This window comes from Nesterenkonia pannonica (assembly GCF_019575955.1).
Classification (GTDB): Bacteria; Actinomycetota; Actinomycetes; order Actinomycetales; family Micrococcaceae; genus Nesterenkonia; species Nesterenkonia pannonica.
In genome coordinates, this window is the sequence record NZ_CP080575.1 from 784,761 (window position 1) to 805,680 (window position 20,920).

General features: G+C 66.1%; 12 protein-coding genes and 11 pseudogenes. 17 read left to right on the plus strand and 6 right to left on the minus strand.

The features are described 5' to 3' along the window. Positions 1–7 precede the first annotated feature (7 nt). Complete coding sequence (locus K0H76_RS06010) at positions 8–979, minus strand: LysR family transcriptional regulator (RefSeq protein ID WP_258934813.1); 972 nt, start codon at positions 977–979, stop codon at positions 8–10. Between the two features lie 158 nt (positions 980–1,137). Here K0H76_RS06010 and K0H76_RS06015 point away from each other — a divergent pair, with 158 nt between their 5' ends. From K0H76_RS06015 to K0H76_RS06055, 9 genes and pseudogenes are all read left to right on the plus strand, one after another. Next, positions 1,138–2,151: a VOC family protein gene (locus tag K0H76_RS06015; RefSeq protein ID WP_258934814.1), complete on the plus strand. Its 1,014-nt coding sequence runs from the start codon at positions 1,138–1,140 to the stop codon at positions 2,149–2,151. Positions 2,152–2,169: 18 nt separating this feature from the next. After that, positions 2,170–3,138, plus strand: a pseudogene (locus K0H76_RS06020) (fumarylacetoacetate hydrolase family protein). Next, positions 3,135–4,129, plus strand: a pseudogene (locus K0H76_RS06025) (cyclase family protein). The pseudogenes K0H76_RS06020 and K0H76_RS06025 overlap by 4 nt, the downstream one beginning before the upstream one ends. A 29-nt stretch (positions 4,130–4,158) precedes the next feature. Then, positions 4,159–5,296: pseudogene (locus K0H76_RS06030) on the plus strand (FAD-dependent monooxygenase). Beyond that, positions 5,293–6,298, plus strand: a pseudogene (locus K0H76_RS06035) (amidohydrolase). Before K0H76_RS06030 ends, K0H76_RS06035 begins: the two co-directional pseudogenes overlap by 4 nt. After that, positions 6,295–6,783 carry a hypothetical protein gene (locus tag K0H76_RS06040; protein ID WP_258934815.1) on the plus strand — a complete coding sequence of 163 codons (489 nt, stop codon included), beginning with the start codon at positions 6,295–6,297 and terminating at the stop codon, positions 6,781–6,783. Before K0H76_RS06035 ends, K0H76_RS06040 begins: the two are co-directional and overlap by 4 nt. Further along, entirely contained in the window at positions 6,762–7,310 is a 549-nt protein-coding gene (locus K0H76_RS06045; RefSeq protein WP_258934816.1) for a fumarylacetoacetate hydrolase family protein, read from the plus strand. The genes K0H76_RS06040 and K0H76_RS06045 overlap by 22 nt, the downstream gene beginning before the upstream one ends. A gap of 83 nt (positions 7,311–7,393) precedes the next feature. Continuing rightward, positions 7,394–7,861 (plus strand): hypothetical protein, encoded by a 468-nt coding sequence (locus K0H76_RS06050; RefSeq protein WP_258934817.1) that lies wholly within the window; start codon positions 7,394–7,396, stop codon positions 7,859–7,861. Between the two features lie 99 nt (positions 7,862–7,960). Then, positions 7,961–8,116, plus strand: coding sequence for a hypothetical protein (locus K0H76_RS06055; RefSeq protein ID WP_258934818.1), 156 nt, complete (start codon positions 7,961–7,963; stop codon positions 8,114–8,116). A gap of 13 nt (positions 8,117–8,129) precedes the next feature. Here K0H76_RS06055 and K0H76_RS06060 read toward each other — a convergent pair whose 3' ends face one another. Further along, positions 8,130–9,026 (minus strand): SDR family oxidoreductase, encoded by an 897-nt coding sequence (locus K0H76_RS06060; protein WP_258934819.1) that lies wholly within the window; start codon positions 9,024–9,026, stop codon positions 8,130–8,132. Between the two features lie 236 nt (positions 9,027–9,262). Here K0H76_RS06060 and K0H76_RS06065 point away from each other — a divergent pair. Next, positions 9,263–10,763: pseudogene (locus tag K0H76_RS06065) on the plus strand (helix-turn-helix domain-containing protein). Positions 10,764–10,767: 4 nt separating this feature from the next. Continuing rightward, positions 10,768–11,284, plus strand: a pseudogene (locus K0H76_RS06070) (methylated-DNA--[protein]-cysteine S-methyltransferase). 286 nt (positions 11,285–11,570) lie between these two features. On the opposite strand, the gene K0H76_RS06075 reads toward K0H76_RS06070, so the two are convergent. Then, positions 11,571–11,783 carry a hypothetical protein gene (locus tag K0H76_RS06075; protein ID WP_258934820.1) on the minus strand — a complete coding sequence of 71 codons (213 nt, stop codon included), beginning with the start codon at positions 11,781–11,783 and terminating at the stop codon, positions 11,571–11,573. 303 nt (positions 11,784–12,086) lie between these two features. Here K0H76_RS06075 and K0H76_RS06080 point away from each other — a divergent pair, with 303 nt between their 5' ends. From K0H76_RS06080 to K0H76_RS06095, 4 genes are all read left to right on the plus strand, one after another. Further along, on the plus strand, positions 12,087–12,446 hold the full coding sequence (locus tag K0H76_RS06080; protein WP_258934821.1) for a universal stress protein: 360 nt from the start codon (positions 12,087–12,089) through the stop codon (positions 12,444–12,446). Further along, positions 12,443–12,901 carry a pyridoxamine 5'-phosphate oxidase family protein gene (locus K0H76_RS06085; protein ID WP_146339725.1) on the plus strand — a complete coding sequence of 153 codons (459 nt, stop codon included), beginning with the start codon at positions 12,443–12,445 and terminating at the stop codon, positions 12,899–12,901. Before K0H76_RS06080 ends, K0H76_RS06085 begins: the two co-directional genes overlap by 4 nt. Positions 12,902–13,082: 181 nt before the next feature. Then, positions 13,083–13,316, plus strand: a complete 234-nt coding sequence (locus K0H76_RS06090) for a hypothetical protein (protein WP_146339723.1) — start codon at positions 13,083–13,085, stop codon at positions 13,314–13,316. A 31-nt stretch (positions 13,317–13,347) separates the two neighbouring features. Then, positions 13,348–14,289: an FHA domain-containing protein gene (locus tag K0H76_RS06095; protein ID WP_258934822.1), complete on the plus strand. Its 942-nt coding sequence runs from the start codon at positions 13,348–13,350 to the stop codon at positions 14,287–14,289. On the opposite strand, the pseudogene glpK reads toward K0H76_RS06095, so the two are convergent. The 3 pseudogenes from glpK to K0H76_RS06110 form a co-directional block, all read right to left on the minus strand. After that, a pseudogene (glpK, locus tag K0H76_RS06100) lies at positions 14,279–15,791 on the minus strand (glycerol kinase GlpK). The gene K0H76_RS06095 and the pseudogene glpK sit on opposite strands and share 11 nt — an antisense overlap. A 118-nt stretch (positions 15,792–15,909) precedes the next feature. Next, positions 15,910–16,618, minus strand: a pseudogene (locus tag K0H76_RS06105) (aquaporin family protein); the annotation flags it as partial. 39 nt (positions 16,619–16,657) lie between these two features. After that, a pseudogene (locus K0H76_RS06110) lies at positions 16,658–18,348 on the minus strand (glycerol-3-phosphate dehydrogenase/oxidase). Between the two features lie 600 nt (positions 18,349–18,948). Here K0H76_RS06110 and K0H76_RS06115 point away from each other — a divergent pair. Next, positions 18,949–19,900 (plus strand): annotated as a pseudogene (locus K0H76_RS06115) (sugar phosphate isomerase/epimerase). A gap of 10 nt (positions 19,901–19,910) precedes the next feature. After that, positions 19,911–20,920, plus strand: a pseudogene (gene iolC / locus K0H76_RS06120) (5-dehydro-2-deoxygluconokinase).

Below are 20,920 nucleotides of genomic sequence, written 5' to 3' on the forward strand. Positions count from 1 at the left end.
GAGCCGGTCACCTGAGGGCCGCGTCCGAGCCGCCTGCAGGCGTCGGCTCCGCGCCGGCGATGCTGAGCTCGGTGCTTGCTTGGGCGAAGACCTCACGCAGCCATCGGTGCTCTGGGTCGGGTTCGTGCACCGCATGCCACCAGAGGGCGTTCAGCAGGGGCACTGGCTTGAAGGGCAGCGCCAGCACTTGAATGTCCGCCATGCGCTCCGCGAGCGGGGAGAGGTGTCGCTGAATGAGCGCCAGACGTGGGGTGTTCTCGACGAACAGGGGCAGCATCACGAAGCTCTCCACCTTGGCTTCGACCCAGGGGTCCACTCCAAGCTGCTCAAGCTGGCGCCCCACTGAGGTGAAGGCGAACCGGGTGTGGTACGTGAACACCACGGGCGATTCCGCGAGGGTCTTCATCGTTAGGCCGCCCGAGACTCTAGTGTTCTCCGAAGCTGCCAGTGCTACCCAATCATCGTGGAAGAGATCCATGTGCGGGAGCTGAGACAGCACGCCGTGGGGAAGGATCAGTGCGTCGATCGAAGGCAGGCGCATGCGCAGGTCATCGATCGTCTCAGGGGTAGTGGGCACGAACCGCAGGCGAACGCCGGGTGCCTGCTCGTGCGCGATCCGCGCGGCTCGCGGTCCTATGGTCGCCATCGCATAGTCCGAGCCGTGGATGACGAACTCACGCTCGGACTCCGACGGGTCCCACTGGGACTGACTGTCGAAGACTCGTCGCGCCGCCTCCAGGGCCATGGTCGTGTGCTCTGCGAGCCGCGCCGCCAATGGGGTGAGCTCGTATTGGTTGCCCCGTCTGGCCAGAATCGGATCGTCGAAGTGCCTTCGCAGCTTGGCCAGCGCTGCACTCAGCGAGGGCTGACTGAGGCGCAGCCGTTCTGCCGCCCGCGTGACGTTTCGCTCGACGAGCAGAGCGTCCAGGGCGACGAGCAGATTGAGGTCCAGTCGGGAGAGCAGACGTTCGTCAGGCATGAGGTGCATCCTTCCACGGTCCAAACCTGGCTATCGGATTTTCTGATAGTGAGGATAGAGAATAGCGGCTTTCCTAATGAGTGTGACGCAGGGCACTATGAGAGTCACGCGGCCCACTCGGGGACGCTGCCCCTTGCGGGTCACCGAAAGGACCGAGAATGATCACACTTCTTTCCCACCTGTCATACGTGGCGCTTGTCAGTCCTGATGTTGAGGCATCGGTGGACTTCTACGTCAAAAAGGTAGGTCTCACGGAGGTTGCGCGGAAGGACGGCAGGGTATATCTGCGCTGCTGGGGCGACTACTACACCTACAGTCTGGTGATCGAGCACGGCGAGGAGCCTGCTCTGGCGACCATGGCATGGCGCACCTCCAGCGCTGAGGCTCTCGAAGAGGCCGTCAGCCGCATTGAGGCGGCGGGTGTCACAGGTGAGTGGTTCGATGGTTTGGACATCGGTCGCGCCTACCAGTTCGTGGGGCCCTGGGGCCACAGCATGACGCTGCACTGGGACGCGCGGCACTTCCGCTTCGAGGAGGGAGAGCACGCCTCGGTCTTCCCCGACCGCCCGCAGAAGCGCAGCAAGGTCGCCGGCGCTCCCCGCTATCTGGACCACGTCACCATCTGCGCCAGCGACGTGGACGCCTTCGCCGAGTGGTACAGCGAGGTGCTCGGCTACCGCATCATGGCGCGTACGGTTCTCGAGGACGTTCCGCTTTCGGTCTTCTCGGTCATCACCACCAATGAGAAGTCCCATGATCTCGGCATCGTGCTCGACGGGTCGAGCCGCTCCGGTCGCGTCAATCACTTCGCCTTCTGGGTCGACACCCGCGAAGAGATGCTCATCGCCGCCGACACGCTCATCGAAGACGGTGTGCACATCGAATACGGCCCCACGATCCACGGGATCGGCGAACAGTCCTTCCTCTACTACCGCGAGCCGTCCACGATGCGCATCGAGCTCAACACCGGCGGATACCGCAACTACGTGCCGGATTGGGAGCCCAACACCTGGAAGACGTCGCAGGGCTCCTACGACATCTATCAGAACGGCACCATGCATGCCTCGCTGTCCGAGTCCTTCCCGCTTACCGACGGCCCCAGCGCCACCGAGGAGGGCATCACGGAGGAAGTCCGTGACCAGCTGGTCGCCGGATCCTCGAGTGATCGCTGAGAGGAAGGCTGCCGTGACATTCACTCCGGGGCTCACCGCCCCTATGCGCTGGCACGCTTCCGCGACGGTGAGGCAGTGCGCCTCGGCCTCGTCGCAGGAGAGCAGATCCATGCGCTCGGCGCCGAAGAGCTTGGGGCAGGGAACCTCAATGAGTTCTTGGCAGCGCCTGACTGGGACCGCTTGGAACGGCTGGTGGACACCGGCGGACCATGGAGGTCGCTCAACGAGGTCAGCCTGACGGCCCCGGTAGAACCGCAGCAGATCGTGCAGACCGGCGCCAACTACCGAACCCACGTCATCGACCTGGTGGCAGCAAGTATGCGCAAGGACGACTCGCGTTCGGAGACGGAGATCCGCGAGGCTGCCGCCCGCATGATGGACGAGCGGACTGCAACGGGTGAGCCGTACTTCTTCATCGGACTTCCGGCATGCGTAGTGGGCGATGACGTTCCCTGGAGCTCCCGGCCTACAGCGACCAGCACGATTGGGAGCTGGAGCTGACCGTGGTGATCGGCAGGGGCGGGTTCCGCATCACCCGCGAGGACGCGATGTCGCACGTGGTAAGCTACACCATCTGCAATGACATCACCACGCGGGATCGGGTCTTTCGTGAGGATTCGAAGGGGCTCGGCGCCGACTGGTACCGCTCGAAGAATGCGCCCGGCTTCCTGCCCACCGGTCCCTTCCTGGTCCCCGCACACTTCGTCGATACGGAGGATCTGGGGTGGTGCTCAATCTCAACGGCAGTCGCATGCAGGACGCCTCCACCTCCGATCTGCTGTTCGATCTGCTTACGCTCATCTCCGCAGCGTCGCTCAATATGCCGCTGAATCCAGGAGACCTGCTGCTGACCGGCAGTCCGGTAAGCAACGGCGCCCACTGGGGCGCCTGCTCAGGGACGGGGATGTGATGGAGGGCTCCATCGAAGGTCTCGGCACCCAGACGGTTCGCTGCATCGCAGAGGATGCGCAGAAAGGCACACCATGAGCTCACTCTCCACTGATCCGGCAGACCTGGACCCGAACGATCCCGCAGGGGGAGGTCACGCTTCGCGCAGAGGCGTACCGCAACTGGGGTCGCTGGGGCGAAGACGATGTCTTGGGCACCCTGAACTTCATCGACAGCGCCAAACGCACCCAGGCAGCCCGACTGGTGACCGAGGGCATCACCGTCTCGTTGGGTCAGGAGTTCAACGAGGACGGCCCGCAGAAGGGATGGAAGAAGCGGAACAACCCGGTGCACACCATGACCGGCACCGGTCTGGATGCCGAGCGCAGCCTCGACGCCTTTCCCCACGGCATCGGAGGTGCGGATGACCTGATCATGATGCCGCTGCAGTGCTCCACCCAGTGGGATGGGCTCGGCCACATCTTCGACCGCGGCTACGCGTGGAACGGCCGTCGAGCCGGAGATGTCGTCACCACGCAGGGCGACGGGGTGACCGGCATCGAGAAGGCAGCGTCGGTCATCGTCTCGCGGGGGTGCTGCTCGACATGGGTAGGCACCTGCGTCCGGAGACCGGTGAGCTCGAGGACGGGTACGCCATCACTGAAGAGGATCTGGACTCGTGCATCGCTGCCCAGGGAGCCTCCTCCGCGGTCGGCCGCGGCGACATTCTGCTTGTTCGAACCGGCCAGCTCGCGCGGGTTCGTCGCGAGGGATGGGGCGACTACGCAGGGGGACCTGCGCCGGGCCTCTCGATCACCACGGCCCGCTGGCTCTACCGGAGCGAGATCGCCGCGATCGCGACCGATACGTGGGGTTCGAAGTTCGTCCCAATGAGTTCCACGAGTCCTTCCAGCCGCTGCATCAGATTGTCATCCCCAACATGGGACTGACCGTCGGCGAGATGTGGGACCTGGAACGGATCGGGCAGGCATGTGCTGAACGTGGCCGCTTTGATTTTCTGCTCTCGGCCCAGCCGCTCCCCATCACCGGGGCGGTCGGTTCGCCGATCAACCCGATCGCAACACTCTGAGCACCCCTGAATCCGAAGGAGTTCCCGTCATGACCGCAGCAAAGAAGGTGGCCGTCGTCGGCACCGGCGTGAGTGGACTTGCCGCCGCCATCCAATTGGCCAAAGGAGGCGTGGCAGTCGACGTCTTCGAGGCCCACCACGAACTGACATCTGTCGGATCGGGAATCTCTCTGCAGGGCAACAGCTGCGCGCCTTCGAAGAGCTGGGGGTCTGGGAGGAGGCCCGCGATGCGGGTTTCCCCTTCGATGGGATGGGTCTGCGCGCCCCCGGTCCAGAGGCTCCGGTCATCGCCCGCATGAAGGACGGAGAGCACCCTCAGACGGGACTGCCCTCGGCCATGGGGATGCCTCGCGCGGAGCTCACCCGAATCCTCTATGAGCACGCCGTCCGCGCCGGGGCACACGTGAAGTTCGGTAGGCGGGTGGTCGATCTGATCAACCACGAGGACTCCGTCGAGGTCATCCTCGAGGCGGATTCGGCGGGCCGCTACGACCTCCTCATCGGGGCAGACGGCATCCATTCCACGGTGCGCTCGGCCATGGGCATCGAATCCGGGCCTGAGCGCACCGGGATGGGGATCTGGCGCGCCTTCGTATCTCGCCCTGCTGAGGTCGAATGCACCGAGCTGTACTACGGTGGTCCCTGCTACATCGCAGGGTATACACCCACTGGGCACGATTCGATGTATGCCTTCCTGGTCTCGGACGCGCAGGACCATTTCGAGATGCGCCCCGATGATGCAGCTCAACTGGTGATCGAGCAGAGTCGCGGATACGGAGGGCCCTGGGAGCAGGTGCGTGCGGACCTCACCGCCGGAGCCGCGCAGGTGAACTACACCTGGTTCACCAAGCACGTCGTCCCCGGGCAGTGGAACAGGGGCCGTGCAGTGATCATCGGAGATGCGGCCCATTCGTGTCCGCCGACCATCGCGCAGGAGCTGCCCAGGGCCTGGAGGATGCGCTGGTGCTGACGGAGCTGCTTCTCGCTCACAGCGCAGTGGATCAGGACCTGTGGGATCAGTTCCACCAGCGACGCGTCGAGCGGGCCGCGGCCATTGTGAATGCCTCGGTCCAACTCGCGGAGTGGCAGCGCGACGGCGAGGACCACTCTTCCGACGTGCCCCAGCTCCTAGCGTCGGTGGCCCAGCGAGTGGCGGTGCCGGCATGATCGTCGACGTTCACGCACATGTCCTGCTCCCTCGCTTCATGCTGAGGTCGAGTCTCGAGCGCCCGAGGGTGTGGCTGCTGCAGCGGAACTCGACACTCGCCGCAACGGAGCCGCCAGCCAACGCGTCTCCGGTCCCATGGTCGCCGCGCGCATTCCGCGTCTGATCGACGTCGCGGAGCGGCTGCGCGTGATGGATGAGCAGGAGTGGATCGTCAGTGGGTCAGCGCCTCGCCCAATCACTACTACCCATGGGCGGGGAGGAGCTGGCCGTGTTCGCCTGCGGGGAGGCCAACCGACTCATCGCCGAACATGCGGCCCACGAACCTGAGCGGCTGCTGGGGCTCGGCCTCGTACCGCTGCAGTGGCCCGAACGCGCGCGCGAGCTGCTCGACGACGCCGTCATCGCACGTGGGCTGCTCGGTGTGGAGATCTCCTCAGGCGCCGGAGACGTGGAACTCTCAGATGAACGTCTGGAGCCCTTCTGGGAGCGGGCGGCCGAACTCGGCGCTCCGGTCTTCATCCACCCTTTCGGGTGCAGCCTCGATGAGCGTCTGGATCGCTTCTATCTTGCGAATACCGTGGGTCAGCCGGTGGAGAACGCTGTGGCGCTCTCGCATCTCATCTTCTCGGGCGTCTTGGACCGCCATCCGGACCTGCGGATTGTGGCGGCGCACGGCGGCGGCTACGTGCCCACCGCGATCGGTCGTTCTGACCATGCGTGGCGAGTCCGGGCCGATGCTCAGGGTGCCAGCATCCGCCCTCTCACTACCTGACGAAGATGTGGTTCGACACTGTGGTGCATGACCCCGTGCTCTGCGGCAGCTGATCGAGGTCGCGGGAGAGTCTCAGGTGCTGATGGGCAGCGACTACCCATTCGATATGGGCAGCGAGGACCCCGTCGGGTTCGTCCGAGCGAGCGGGCTGAGCGCCGAGGCCGAGCGCGCTGTCCTCGGTGACAACGCGGCTGCGCTCGAAGCGCCGAAGAGAAGGGATGAGCGATGAGGATCGCGCGTTGGAACCACGCGGGCACCACCGGTGAGGGCTTCGTGATCGATGACGGGGTCGTGCCGTTCCCTGACGGCTTCACCGTGGCGGACGTTCTTTCGGTGGGACTCGGCACGGCGTCGGAGCTCCATGCCCGCGCCGACCCTCACCGGGCGACCCCGCTCTCAGCGGTGACGCTGCTGGCGCCCCTGGTCCCTGCATCGATTCGTGACTTCGCCGTCTTCGAGGAGCATGTTGAGGGCATGAGCGCTGATGAGAATGGCAATCCGCGGGTCGGCGCCGCCTGGTACGAAGCTCCGACGTTCTACTTCACGAATCCGCATCAGGTCTTTGGGGCGGGTCGTCGAATTCGGCCGCTTACCACCGAGAGGCTGGATTTCGAGCTGGAGGTTGCGGTGGTGGTCGGAGGGGTCGAGGGCCGCTCCGGGAGGACCTGGATGTCGAGGCAGCCGAGGAGCATGTGTTCGGCTACGTCATCATGAATGACTGGTCGGCCCGCGACATCCAGGCTGCTGAGATGCGGAACAGCCTCGGGCCCGCGAAGGGTAAGGACTTCGCCACATCCCTGGGGCCGTGGATCGTCACCGCCGATGAGATGGCTGTCCACCGTGATGCCGACGGGTTCCTCGCCGTGCGCGCCGAGGTCTACGTCAACGACGAACTTGTCGGTGAAGACCTCGTCTCAAACATGGCCTGGACCTTCCCGGAACTGATCGCCTACGCATCCCGCGCGTCGCGAGTGGTCCCCGGCGATGTGCTCGGCTCAGGAACGGTCGGCAACGGCGGGTGTCTCGCTGAGCTGTGGGGCAAGGCCGGAGGAGATCTGGTGCCCCCGCCGCTGTCTGAGGACGACGAAGTGCGCATGGTCGTGGAGGGCCTCGGAGAGCTGGTGGGCACTGTCGGTCGAGCGCGGCACCCGCACGCGCTGCCCCCGCGCGGCGTCGCCCGGCACCGCGTGCTCGCCGTCGAACCGGCTGAACGTGCGCTGCGGGGTAGTCTCAGCCCATAGATATGTCGCTGAGCCGGGGAGATGGTGGCGCAATGGATGAGCGGGGTGTAGGTCTGCGGATTCGGCGGGTCTTTCTCTGGGCAATGGTCGTCTCGTTCTGCGTGGCGGCAGGCGCAGGGATCTTGGTCCTCCTCGGAGTGAGCTTCGGGAGACCGGGGAAAGGTGCTGCTGAGCACCGTGACCGTGGGACTCTTCAGCCTGGCGATGCTCTGCTGCGGGGCCACCTTCGCTCGTGCTTAAGCAGATCCCTCGGGGTGGCGGGCGTGGTCGTCAGCATGCTCACCCTGGGGTGGAGCCTCGTGCTGATCTGGAGAGAGTGGAGCTGGGACTTCGAACCGTTCCAGGTTCTCTTCTCAGGAATCACGCTGACCATCGCGCTGAGCTTCGCGAACCTGGTGGTGGCGTCGACGGCCCACCGCGACCAGCTGATCCGCCTCCTGCTGGCAGCATGTTTGGGCCTCACAGCGGTGGCAGTCCTTCTCACGCTGCTGCTCATATGGGACTCCGGATGGGAGGGGAATCATTTCCGCGCCTGTACGGCGTGGTGCTGATCCTCGCTGTTCTGTGCGGAGTCTTGGCGCCCTGCTCTCGAGCCTGCGGAAGCGCGCAGGCCGAACCCCGGGCCGGGCCACGCGGTCGCCGAGCCGCCGATGTCAGAGGGCGCCGCCGTCGAGCGCGAACCCGTGAGCCGCCCTGGTGAACCGCTCGACCCCGCGTTGGTGGCTGCTCTGGAGCGCGAGGCCGCACGTCGCGGAGTCAGCGTGGTGCAGCTGGTGCACCAGCAGTGGCCGCGCGAGAGGGAATAAACCGACGGGAGCCTCACCGGACCGCCGTGATGGTGGGCCCGCTGCGCCTACGCTTACTCGTCAGGCTGGGCGAGGGGAAGGGAGTCAGCCCTCCGCCATCGACGATCAGTGTTTGGGCCGTGACATAGCCTACCTGTTCGGAGGAGAGATAGGAGACGGCGGCGGCGACGTCCTCCGACGTGCCCACCCGGCCGACCGGGATCTTCCGTCCCCTGCTGGCCAGGTAGGAGTCAACATCAAGATCTGCTGGATTCTGTCGAAGAAAGGCCCGGCTGGTCCCGATCAGTCCAGGGCAGACTGCGTTGACGGTCACACCCCAGGGGCCCACGTCCATCGCGAGGGAGCGGGTCAGGCCGAGCACCCCTGCCTTGGAGGCGGAGTACGCAGTCGAGTGCGGCGCCGCGTCAACTCCCGCCATGGATGAGATATTCACGATCCGGCCATACCGCTGACGGCGCATGACGTGCACCGCAGCCCTGGACATGAGATACGTTCCGCGCAGGTTGACCTGCATCTGCTGGTCCCAGAGCTCCAGCGGGATCTCCTCGATATCCTGTCGGTCCAGTCCCTGGGGCGCCGCTGCGTTGTTGACCAGAATGTCCAGTCTGCCGCCGAAGTCAGCCGCCTCCGCGATGAGTCGGTCGGCGTCCTCCGGCTCAGAGATGTCTCCCAGAACGGCCAAGGCTCTGCCTCCGGCGTCCTGTATCTGCTGAGCCAGGGCATCGACGCCCTGCCAATCGCTGTGCTGATCGCGCGCGGCCTGCGCGTGATTGGGGATCCCAGCAGCCTGCCGGTCAGCAACGACAACGCTGATCTCCTTCGCGGCCAGATTCCGGGCGATGGCCTGTCCTATGCCATCAGCCTTCCCGCAGCCGGTGACGAGCGCGACCCGGGGCTCATGAGGTGGCACCTGAGCGCCGGAGCTGCAGGGTGGTCATAGTGATCAGTCCAGTCATGTGTCGAGGGGCGTCGGGTGCAGACGGTGGCGGTGGGCGGTGGTGCATCACTGCTGTGTGACCACTCTGGGGTACCGAGGGACGGCTGGCCAGGGACTGTTTCGTCCGACGGAAGGCCGTCGCGCTCCCGAACCACCGCCGTGTCCGATTCCCGCTAGTGGAGCGGATGCATCCGTGAGATGTTGATCGTATGACGATCGTCCCGCGAAGCTTCGACGAGCGCTACAGGGCTGTCGAGGCACGTGACAGCCGCTTCGACGGTCAGTTCATCATGGCTGTGCGGACCACCGGCATCTACTGCCGTCCGTCGTGCCCTGCGCGTACTCCGAAGCGCGAGAACGCGGAGTTCTACCTCACCAGCGCCGCCGCGCACGAAGCTGGCTATCGGGCATGCAGGCGCTGCCTGCCGGATGCGGTCCCCGGATCCCCGGAGTGGAACGTGCGGCAGGACACCGTCGGCAGGGCGATGCGGCTCATTGCTGAAGGGGTCGTGGAGCGTGACGGCGTGCACGCGCTCTCAGCTCGACTCGGGTATTCTCCCCGGCACCTCACCCGCCTGCTCACCGAAGAGCTCGGAGCGGGACCGCTCGCTCTTGCCCGTTCCCACCGAGCGCACTCTGCGCGACTGCTGCTGACCAGCACAGAGCTGACGATCGCCGACGTCGCGTTCTCAGCAGGCTTCGGCAGCATCAGACAGTGCAATGACACGCTCCGCGAAGTCTTCGGCATGACCCCCACCGAGCTCCGAGCACGCCGCCGCGGGCCTACCCCAGCCCCAGGCTCCATACACCTCGTCCTTCCGGTTCGTGAGCCGTTCGACCTGAGGGGAACACTTCGCTGGATGGCCGACCGAGCGATCCCCGGCATGGAAGCTGCGGACGCGACCGGCTTCGCCCGCACACTTCTTCTGCCGGGCGGACCCGCGCGGTTCGCACTGCGCGAAGATCCCGGCAGGACCGACCGTCTGAGGCTGCAGGTGCACGTCACCGAGCTGAGCGATGTGGGAATGCTCGCGGCTCGGGCGCGACGCCTCTTCGACCTCGACGCTGACCCGCTGGCCATCGACGCGGCACTCTCGGGCGACCCGCGGCTCAGCCCGCTGGTCGCACGCACTCCCGGCATCCGTGTGCCGGGGTCAGCGACCCCACGAGATGCTGATCCGGGCCATGATCGGCCAGCAGATCTCCGTGGCCGCGGCGCGCACCATGGTCACCTCGCTCGTGCACAGCCTCGGGGCCGTCGGCGAGGACGGGACAGGCGAGCCGCAGCGGTTCTTCCCGTCGATGGAGACGATCGCTGAGCGGGGCCACGAGGAGCTGCGCGGGCTTACTGCCCGAATCCGCGCGATCACGCGAGCTGCAGCGGCCCTTGCCGACGGCACACTGACGCTCGGGGTGGCCGACGATTCGGCTGAGCTGCGCGCCAGACTCCTCGCACAGCCAGGCATAGGACCCTGGACCGCAGACTACGTCCGCATGAGGGTGGTGCATGACCCGGATGTGTTCCTGCCCGGCGACAGTGCAATGCGCGGCGGGGCGCGCCGCGCAGGCCTGCCCGCTGAGACCAAGGCGCTGACCGAGCGGGCCTCGCGAAGCGCGCCGTGGCGCAGCTACGTCACCGCCCACCTCTGGCGTGCGGCCCTGAGCCCTCGCCAGACGACGTCCCCACACCACCAGCGAGAGAGAAAGTGACCTGATGGCCGAGAGTGCGATTGCCCAGACCATAGATACGCCCGACGGCGCGTTCACCCTGATCGTCGACGCTCAGGGGCAGGTGCTGGCGTCAGGTTGGACCGCCGATCCGCACGCAGCAGCGCAGCGGATCCACCCCAGCCTCCGGCCGCAGAGCATGGTCGCAGGGACCACTGCCGCGGCAGAGGCAGTACGCGCCTACTATGCGGGAGACCCCGAGGCCGCAGCCGCCGTGCCGGTGGCCCATCGGGGACCGCTCTGCAGCAGCGAGGCTGGTCCGCGCTCCGAGAGATACCGCCCGGTCTCACTGTGAGCTACACCGAGTTCGCCGAGCTCCTCGGAAGCGCAGGAGCCGTGCGAGCAGCGGCGTCGATCTGCGCCCGCAACGCGGTGGCCCTCTTCGTCCCCTGCCACCGGGTTCTGCGTGCCGACGGATCCCTCGGCGGCTTCGCATGGGGACAGGCCTGAAGCAGTCGCTGCTGGACCGAGAGGCGCACCCCGCGGGGCCCCTTGCCCAGTGATGCGACTGGACCTCTGGGCGCTGAAGGTCATCCTCGCTGCCCAGCGCTGACCTCATCTCTCGCCGAAGGACTTTGGACCCTACTCCGAGCATCGAAGCAGGTCTACGGTCAGGCTATGGATCCTTCGAACGAAGCACATGATGACCGCACCCCCGGCGTCCTGGTGGGGCTGGACGGCTCTGCAGACAGCGAGCGAGCATTCCGCGCCGCATTGCGGATCGCGGAGAAGCGGAACTTCCCTGCGGCTCGTGGGAGCCTTTGCGTACCCGGCGGTGGTTGGTGCTGACTACGTGCCCGAGGTGGACCAGTTCCTCGACACAATGGCGACAGCAACCAAGAGCGTGCTTGAGTCATACGCGGCGCAGGCCCAGGAGGCTTGCGTTGAGGTCACCATCCTCGCGGTGAAGAGCGACCCGGCAGCAGCGCTGGTGAAGGAGAGCAGCTCCGCAGAGGTGGCGGTGGTCGGCAAGCGCGGTCGGAACAGGTTCACCGGGCGCATGCTGGGCAGCGTGTCGGCGAAGCTGGCCGCGCACAGTCACTGTCCGACGCTTGTCATACCGGCCAAATGGGAGGCCGGGTCCGCAGAGGAGCTTCTCGCCCCGGCCCAGGAGCACCCTGCTGCTGAGGGGGCCCCGGATGAGCCGATCACGTCGATGGAGGAATCCGCACCTCGAACGCATCAGCGCCGCAGATTCTCCAATGTCGTCCAAAATCTGAACTTCGACTCAGAGGTCGTGGCAGGCGTCGACGTCGACAGCGCATCGACAGACGTGGTGGATGCGGCGGCGCAGGCGGCTCAGCTGTGGAGTGGCCCCTCACGCTGGTCTCGGCAGCACCGCTCGACGGGGCGCACTGGTACCCCAACCCGGTGCAGTACAACCTTGAGCTGCCGAGCCTGCGCCGCCAGTACACCGCCCACCTGCAGGAGATGGCGCAGTACGTGGCCGAGAAGTTCCCGGATGTGGCGGTGCGGTGGCAGTTCATCGACGGCTCACCCTCCGGGGCGGTCTCCGAGGCCTCCCGGACCGCGGGGCTGGTGGTGATCGGCACACGCGGCCGCGGCGGATTCGCCGGGCTGCTGCTCGGATCGGTCAGCCAGTCTGTGCTGAACCGTTCGGCATGCCCCGTGCTCGTGGTGCCCACGCACAAGGACCGATCATGAGCCCCGAGCGCCAGAAGGGCGAGCCGGTGCTCGTGCTGGACGCCGAACAGGCATGGAATCGACTCGAGGGCGCCCGGGTCGGGCGACTCGTCCTCGTCGTTGGGTCGAGGGCGGACATCTTTCCTGTGAACTATGCAGTGGCCCCGGACCGCACGCTCATCTTCAGGACAGCGCCGGGCAAGAAGCTGGCCGAGCTGACGGTCAACGATGAAGTCCTCTTCGAGGCGGATCAGATCTCCACAGATGAAGGCTGGTCCGTCATCGTCAGAGGGCACGCCCATTGGCTGCAGGGAGCAGCGGAGATCGAGCAGGCCGAGTCGCTGGGGCTGCAGCCCTGGGTGTCCACGCTGAAGGACTACTACGTGCAGATCCGGCCCACCGAGATCAGCGGAAGGCACTTCACCTTCGGCCCCCACCCGGAGAGAGAGCTCGGAGAAGGCTCGGAGGGAGGGTGAGGCTCTCCTTACGGACGGTCCGGCGCGAGCACCCGAGCCGGACCCCTTGCGAGTGCGCTCTGCACCGTTCCCAAGAGGCTTAACTGGTGATACCGTTGACAATACTCAATCGGCAATTGGGTTTAGTTGACTGGTTGCACGCTCTTTTGGTGAGAGTTTTTCATTGATCGAAGGGAATGTCATGACGGAATCGAACCTTCAGGGAAACGAATCAAACCAGCCTCATGAAATTGGTGACTGGGCCGATCTGGGACGTGAGATGTGGGCCTATCTCACCGGCCGCGGAGCAATGGTGGACTACACGCTGGTCGATATGACGGTGGAGGTTCCCCGCGATATCGGGCCTGACGCACCACGAGCCGTCTGGAAGTTCGACGGCACTCTGCGCGTGTCCACCACTGACAACGAAAGCTGATCCTTCCGATCACTGGACCGAAAGGTGACCCATGGTGCGCCTGGACATCGATATGACCTTCAGCTGGTCTGAGCCTGAAACCAATGGGCGCACCCCGGCACCGCTGGAAGGGTCCATCACGGCCTCCGGGAAGCACATCACGGTCACTCTGACCAGCGAAGGTCCCGTCCTGCAGAGGTCTCGGGCTCTCACCGAGGCGGTGCGTACGCTGGCTGAAGGCTTGGCCGGTCAGGGGATGACACTCTCGCTCGTGGTGCCTCAGGGCAAGGTTCTGACCATCGGCGATGTCTCGGCGCGACTGCCCCAGCGGATCCTCTCCCGCTCCAAATGGGTCCGCTACGAGTCGCTGCGGACCCTGTCGCGGATGACCAAGCCCAGCGCCGACGACGACTCCGCCGGGGCAGCATTCCTGCCGTTAGCGACGCCGTGGCCCCTGGTGCCGACGGTCAACCGCCGCATCCGTCGCAGGGTCACCACCACCCACAGCGCCCCCGGCTCGGGCCGTCCCAGGCTGCGACTGGTGAAGAACCATCCGGAGCTCGGTCCGGGGCCCCTGATGGAGTTCAACCTCGAGAAGGGCCGCACCCTCATCGGCAGCGCGGACCACTGCGACCTTCAGCTGAGCGACATCTCCGCCGAGCACGCCGAAATCATCCACGATGAGCGCGACGAGTACATCGTGGTCAGTCGCGGCGTCACCACAGGCAGCGTCAACGCCGACTCGACGGACCGAGTCGTCCTGCGGACCGGTTCACGCCTGCAGATCGGCCCGTGGAGAATCATCTTCTTCCGTGAGGAGTACGCCGATCACGGCAGGCCCTTCGGGGCCGCCAGGGCGGGAATTCTCCTATCAGCGTCCGCAGTACGACCCGTACCGGCAGCGCGTGGAGTAGTCGCGAAGGGGCCGCGACGACCGGCGCCCGCCGGTGCATCGCAGCCCCTCATCGCATCAGAGGATGGGGTCAGCCCCTGACGTCGTCGTCGACCCAGTCGAAGGTGCGGGTCACGGCCTTCTTCCACAGCCGCAGCTGCCGCTCGCGCTCCGCTGCGTCCATCTGCGGCTCCCAGCGCTTGTCCTCGGACCAGTTGGCCGTCACCGCGTCGGTGGTCTCCCAGTAGCCCACAGCGAGCCCAGCTGCGTAGGCCGCGCCCAGGGCCGTGGTCTCCACGACCTTCGGTCGGATGACAGGGATTCCCAGAATGTCGGACTGGAACTGCATGAGGGCGTCGTTGACGACCATGCCGCCGTCCACGCGCAGATCCTCCATGTCCACGCCCGCGTCGGCGTTCGCCGCGTCGAGGACCTCCCTGGTCTGGAACGCGGTGGCCTCCAGGGCGGCCCGAGCGATGTGCCCCTTGTTGACGTACCGGGTGAGCCCGACGATGACGCCCCGAGCGTCGCCCTTCCAGTAGGGGCGAAGAGGCCCGAGAAGGCGGGGACGATGTAGACGCCTCCGTTGTCCTCGACGGTCCTGGCGAGCTCCTCGACCTCCGGGGCGGTTCTGATGAGGCCCAGGTTGTCCCGCAGCCACTGGATCAGCGAGCCCGTCACCGCGATGGCGCCCTCCAGGGCGTAGACCGGCTTCTGGTCGCCGAGCTTGTAGGCCAGAGTGGTGAGCAGCCCGTTCTTGGAGTGGACGATTTCCTCGCCGGTGTTGACGATGAGGAAGTTTCCCGTGCCGTAGGTGTTCTTCGCGCCGCCCTTCTCAAAGGCTGCCTGGCCGAACGTCGCAGCCTGCTGGTCCCCGAGGATGCCACCACCGGCACCTCGCGGAGCAGCTGGCGGCCGTGCACCGTGCCGTACACCTCAGACGATGACTTGATCTCGGGAGCAGCGACTTGGGAACCCCGAAGATGTCGAGGATCTCGTCGTCCCACTCCAGCGTCTTCAGGTCCATGAAGAGGGTGCGTGAGGCGTTGGTGACGTCGGTGATGTGCACTCCGCCGTCTGTGCCTCCGGTGAGGTTCCACACCAGCCAGCTGTCGGTGGTGCCGAAGAGCAGGTCGCCAGCCTCTGCACGCTCGCGGGTGCCCTCGACGTTGTCCAGGATCCATTTGATCTTGGTTCCGGCGAAGTAGGTGGCCAGCGGCAGCCCGACGCGGTCCTTGAAGCGCTCGGGTCCTCCGTCGGCGGCAAGCTCGTCGACGATGTGCTGGGTCCGGGTGTCCTGCCAGACGATGGCGTTGTAGACGGGCTCTCCGGTGTGCCGGTCCCAGATCACCGTCGTCTCGCGCTGGTTGGTGATGCCGACTGAGGCGATCTCGTGGCGCGTCAGGTTCGCGCTGGACAGGGCCTGGCCGATGACTTCACGGGTGTTGGCCCAGATCTCGGCGGGTCGTGCTCCACCCAGCCGGCGTGCGGGAAGATCTGCTCGTGCTCCTTCTGCCCGCTGGAAATGATGGTTCCTCGTGGTCGAAGATGATCGCACGAGTGCTGGTGGTGCCTTGGTCGATGGCAATGATGTAGTTCGACATGGTGCTCTCCTTAGGGTGTCGGGTCCTGCAACGCGGGGCATCGCGCGGCATTCAGGTCATGCGGTGCTGTGGGGCGAGATGGATCACCCGCCGTTGGCCATGGTGAGGAGGGTGCGGTGAGCCCTGCGATGGCGCCGCCGATGACGGGTCCGACGATGGGGACCCAGGAGTAGCCCCAGTCGCTGGTGCCCTTGCCCTTGATGGGCAGCAGGGCGTGGGCGATGCGGGGCCCAGGTCACGGGCCGGGTTGATGGCGTAGCCGGTGGGTCCACCGAGGGAGGCGCCGATGCCGACGACGAGCAGCGCGACGGCCAATGGTCCGAGGCCGCTGGGTGTGTTGGCGAAAAGGATGACGACGAACACCAGGACGAACGTGGCGATGATCTCGGTGACCATGTTCCAGCCCTTGGACCGTATCGCTGGGCCGGTCGAGAAGACGCCGAGCTTCGCGGCGGGGTCCGGCTCGGCGTCGAAGTGCTGCTTGTAGGACAGCCATGCGAAGACGGCCCCGAGGGTGGCGCCGACCATCTGGCCTGCGAAGTAGATCAGGGTGGTGGCCACGGTGATCTCGGCCCCGGGGCGTACTCGGCGGTGTCAGGGTTGACCAGGAGCCCGATCGTGACAGCAGGGTTGATGTGCGCGCCGGAGGCGAACGCGACGAAGACGCAAGCGAAGACAGCCAGGCCCCAGCCGAAGTTGACCATCAGGAACCCTCCGCTGTTGCCCTTGGTCTTGGTCAGGGCGACGTTCGCGACGACGCCGCAGCCGAGCAGGATCAGGATCCCGGTTCCGAACATTTCGGAGACGAATATTTCTAGCAGTGACATGTGCTTTCCAATCTCATCGAAGGTGTGGGGCTGTGCTGGTCAGAGCCGAATATGGTGCCGTCGGCTCAGAAGGTGGCGGGTGGTGGTGATCTCGGATGCCTTCTCGGCGTCGCTCCAGCGGAGGTGCTCACCCATGAGCGAGGCGAGCTCGTCCAGCAGCTCGTCGCTGACGCGTCCGGTGAAGGCGAGGTCAGTGCGCCGCTGGAGGATGTCGGTCAGGTGCAGGGCCTGTTCGCGCTCGATCATGCGTATGACCTCGGCGGTGCCCAGCTCCGGGGCTGAGGCGAGCGGCCGGTCGTCGTGGCGCTGCAGGTGGTCGAGCACCTCAGGGGCGCGTGTGCCGTATCGCTCGAAGAGCTGGACGGCACGTGGGCGGCTGACGCGGTCGGAGAGGTGCTGATCGATCCACGCGGCCGCCTCGTCGGGAGGCGGGGTAGTCCCGGCCGCCGCCGATGGGCAGGCCCTGGGTGGTCGTCTGTCGGCTCATGCCGAGCATGGGCAGCACCTCATCCGCGAGCTGGGCCCCCAGGGCGCGGAAGGTGGTCCACTTGCCGCCGACGACGCTGATGATGGCCTGCGTGCCCTTCGGGGCGGTCTCCTCGTTGCGCTCCAGCCGGTAGTCCCGGGAGATCAGCCCGGGCTCGAGATTCTCGTGGCTGGGCAGGGGCGCACTCCGGAGAACGAGTAGACGATGGCGCTGCGGTCCACCGTGATGGCGGGGAAGACGTGTGCGATCAGGTCGAAGAAGTAGTCGATCTCCTCCTCGGTGCAGACCGCCTCGCCCACGGGCTCGTCCTCCGACGGTTCGATGTCGGTGGTGCCGACCAGCACGCGCTCGCCGATGGGGTAGATGAGCACGATCCGCCCGTCGGAGTGCTCGAAGAACACCTCCCGGCCCGCGCAGGCCTTCAGCAGCAGCGGGTGGTCCAGGACGATGTGCGAACCTTTGGTGCCGCCCATGTAGGCGGTGGGGCTGCCGGAGGCGGCATTGGTCTCGTCGACCCACACGCCGGTGACGTTAAGGATCACATCGGCGGTGAATCCGAAGTCCGTCCCGGTGCTCTCGTCCCGCAGGAGGATGCCGTCGGGCCCCATGGACCGGACGCTCACGTAGTTGGAGGCCCGCGCCGAGGGGTTCGCCTCCAGTCCGCTGGAGAGCACGTCGAGGGTGAGTCGCTCCGGGTTGTGCACGGAGGCGTCGAAGTAGGTGGCTGCGTAGCGGAGGCCCGGGTGCAGCATGGGCATCTCGCGCAGCGCGGTCGTGCGGCCCACGAATCGATGACGGGGCACCGAGCCGCGCCGGCGGGAGAAGGCATCGTAGACGGTGAGGCCCACTTTGATGAGCGCGGCGCCGCGCTCGGTGCGCTCTGCGCGGCGACGCGAGAGGAAGCCCACGGAACCGGAGAGCAGTCCGGAGAAGGTCGTGAAGATGGGAATGGTGGTCTTGAGGGGTTTGACGTAGTGCGGTGCGGTCTTCAGCAGGTCGTTGCGCTCGTCCACGGATTCCGACACCAGCCGGAACTCGCCGTTCTCCAGGTAGCGGATGCCCCCATGAATCATGTGTGACGAGGCGCCGCTGGCTCCGCTGCAGTAGTCATTCTTCTCGACCAGCGCCGCATCGACCCCCTGCAGAGCCAGGTCGCGGAAGACGGAGACTCCGTTGATGCCCCGCCGATGACCAGAACCTGAGCGTGGGGCCGTGAGGCGAGGGCCTCCGCCGACGGGCGCAGACAGGACGAACGAAAAACATCTTGAGAATCAGATGAATGCGAACTTTTAACACTCAAGATGATCGTCCTTAGATTGATATTTCTTGGGAGCGAAAATTCGCCTATGACTATTGTGAGGAGGCTCACATTCGACAGTCAACGAAACTGCACGTACGTGCAGAGGGCCGCTATGGTGCCGCACTGGACTTTTCTGGTAAGTCATCGAAAAGCGCAGGTCAGCGGCGAAAAGCCGCGTCTGGCGCCCTTGAGCGCGTGGGTGTCCTGCGAACGTGAAAGGGCTCTGAGGCTGCACGAATGCGCCATGGCCTCTCGGGGGCGACGGGCGTGACTGCTTCTGAGAGGGGTGCCCCGACCTCAGGTCGACGGTCCGCCCGGCGAGTGCGGAACCAATTCTGCTGGGCGAGTCCGTGCTGAGCGGCACGCTGGCGCCGTCGGACGGCATGCGGTCGTTCGGCCCGCGGCAGGACAGTGCGGGCGCTGTCACCTAATTGTCTTGACAACCGGACATCACAAAGTGGAGAGTGTTCTACGACACGTTGTGATGTCCGCGTCCCCGGCGCGGCATCCCTGAGGACGGATCCGAGGAGGTCTCCGGTGACGGTGAAGCCCACGCACACACCCTCCGCAGCGCAGGACGGCACGGCATCGCCCCTCCTCATCGGGACCGCCCCCGACTCGTGGGGAGTCTGGTTCGCCGAGGACCCGCTCCAGACCCCCTGGCACCGCTTTCTCGATGAGGTGGCCGAAGCCGGATACCACTACGTGGAGCTCGGCCCGTATGGATACCTGCCCACCGATGCGGCGCGGCTGCGGGACGAGCTGGCCGCACGCGATCTGCAGGTGAGCGCAGGCACCGTCTTCACCGGATTCCACCGCACTGACGCTGAGGAGCGGGAGGCCGTCTGGCGGCAGGTCCACGAGGTTGCAGAGCTCACGGCAGCCGTCGGCGGTCAGCACATCGTCGTTATTCCCGCGATGTGGCGCGACGACGTCACCGGCGAGGCCGTCGAGGAGGAGCACCTCGGCCCACAGCAGTGGGAGAGTCTCTTCGCTTACCACAACGAGCTCGGGAGGGTTCTTCAGGAGGAGTACGGCCTGCGGCAGCAGTTCCATTCCCACGCCGACTCCCACGTGTGCAGCCAGGATCAGATCACCCGGTTCCTGGAGGGGACGGATCCCCAGTTCGTGACGCTGTGCCTGGACACCGGCCATGCCGAATACGGCGGCGCATCCTCCGCGGAGATCCTCACACAGCACCCGGAGCGTGTGGAGTACCTGCACCTGAAGCAGGTCGACCCCGCAGTTCTGAAGACTGTTCGCCGCGAGAGCATGACCTGGGCAGAGGCCAACAGGGCAGGGTCATGGTGGAGCCGCTTACCGGGCTGCCTGACCTGTCCGAGATCGTCGAGGAGCTCGAAAGCTCGGCCGCAGCTTCTTCGGCATTGTTGAGCAGGACATGTACCCGGTCTCCTCCTTCGACGCTCCGCTGCCCATCGCCGCACGAACGCGCCGCTATCTCTGCGGCTGCGGCTCCCGCACCCGAATCCGCTGAGGAGAGACAGTTGAACTACGACGTCATCACAACCGGTCGCATCAGCGTCGACATCTACCCCACGACATCGGAGTCGGCCTCGAGTCCGTCGAAACCTTCGGCAAGTACCTCGGAGGCTCCCCTCCAACGTGGCAGTCGCCGCGGCCCGGCACGGTCGTCGCACAGCTCTCATCACCCGGACCGGGGACGACCCTTCGGAGACTTTCTCCGGTCCGAGCTCTCCCGCTACGGCGTGGACCCCAAGTGGGCCACGCCTGTGCCGGACCTGCAGACCCCGTCACCTTCTGTGCGATCCAGCCGCCCGAAGACTTTCCTCTGTACTTCTACGGGCGGCGCCCCACCGCGCCGGACTGGGAGATCGACGCCGCTGAGGTGGACTACCAAGCGGTGCGCGAGGCATCGATCTTCTGGTCCACCGTCACCGGCATGGTGCGCCCAGCATCCCGCGAGGCCCAGGTCGCGATGCATCGGGTGCGTCCGCGCGACATGCTCTCCGAGGGGCAGCACACCATCCTCGATCTCGACTACCGGCCGATGTTCTGGTCGTCCAAGGAGCAGGCCCGTGAGCAGGTCCAGCGCATCCTGCCCTTCGTCACGGTCGCCGTGGGCAACTCCGAGGAGTGCTCCGTCGCTGTCGGAGAGGGCACACCGGACGAGCAGGCGGACCGGCTCCTTGCGGCGGGAGTGCAGCTGGCGGTCGTCAAGCTGGGCTCGGCCGGCGTGATGGCGGCGACGCCTGAGGAGCGGGTCGTCTCGGAGCCCATACCCGTGGAGACGGTCAACGGCCTCGGGGCCGGGGACGCCTTCGGCGGCGCGCTCTGCCACGGGCTTCTGGTAGGCTGGCCGCTGCGCAGCATCCTCGACTTCGCCAACGCCGCCGGGGCGCACGTGGCGGCCCGGATCGCATGCTCCGAAGCGATGCCCGCAGAGGCCGAGCTGCGCGCCATGCTGCAGGGGCGAGGCCGCGACCTTCCTCCGACCGCCGCAGCCCAGCCGTCGGCGCCTCAGGGCCAGGGCTGA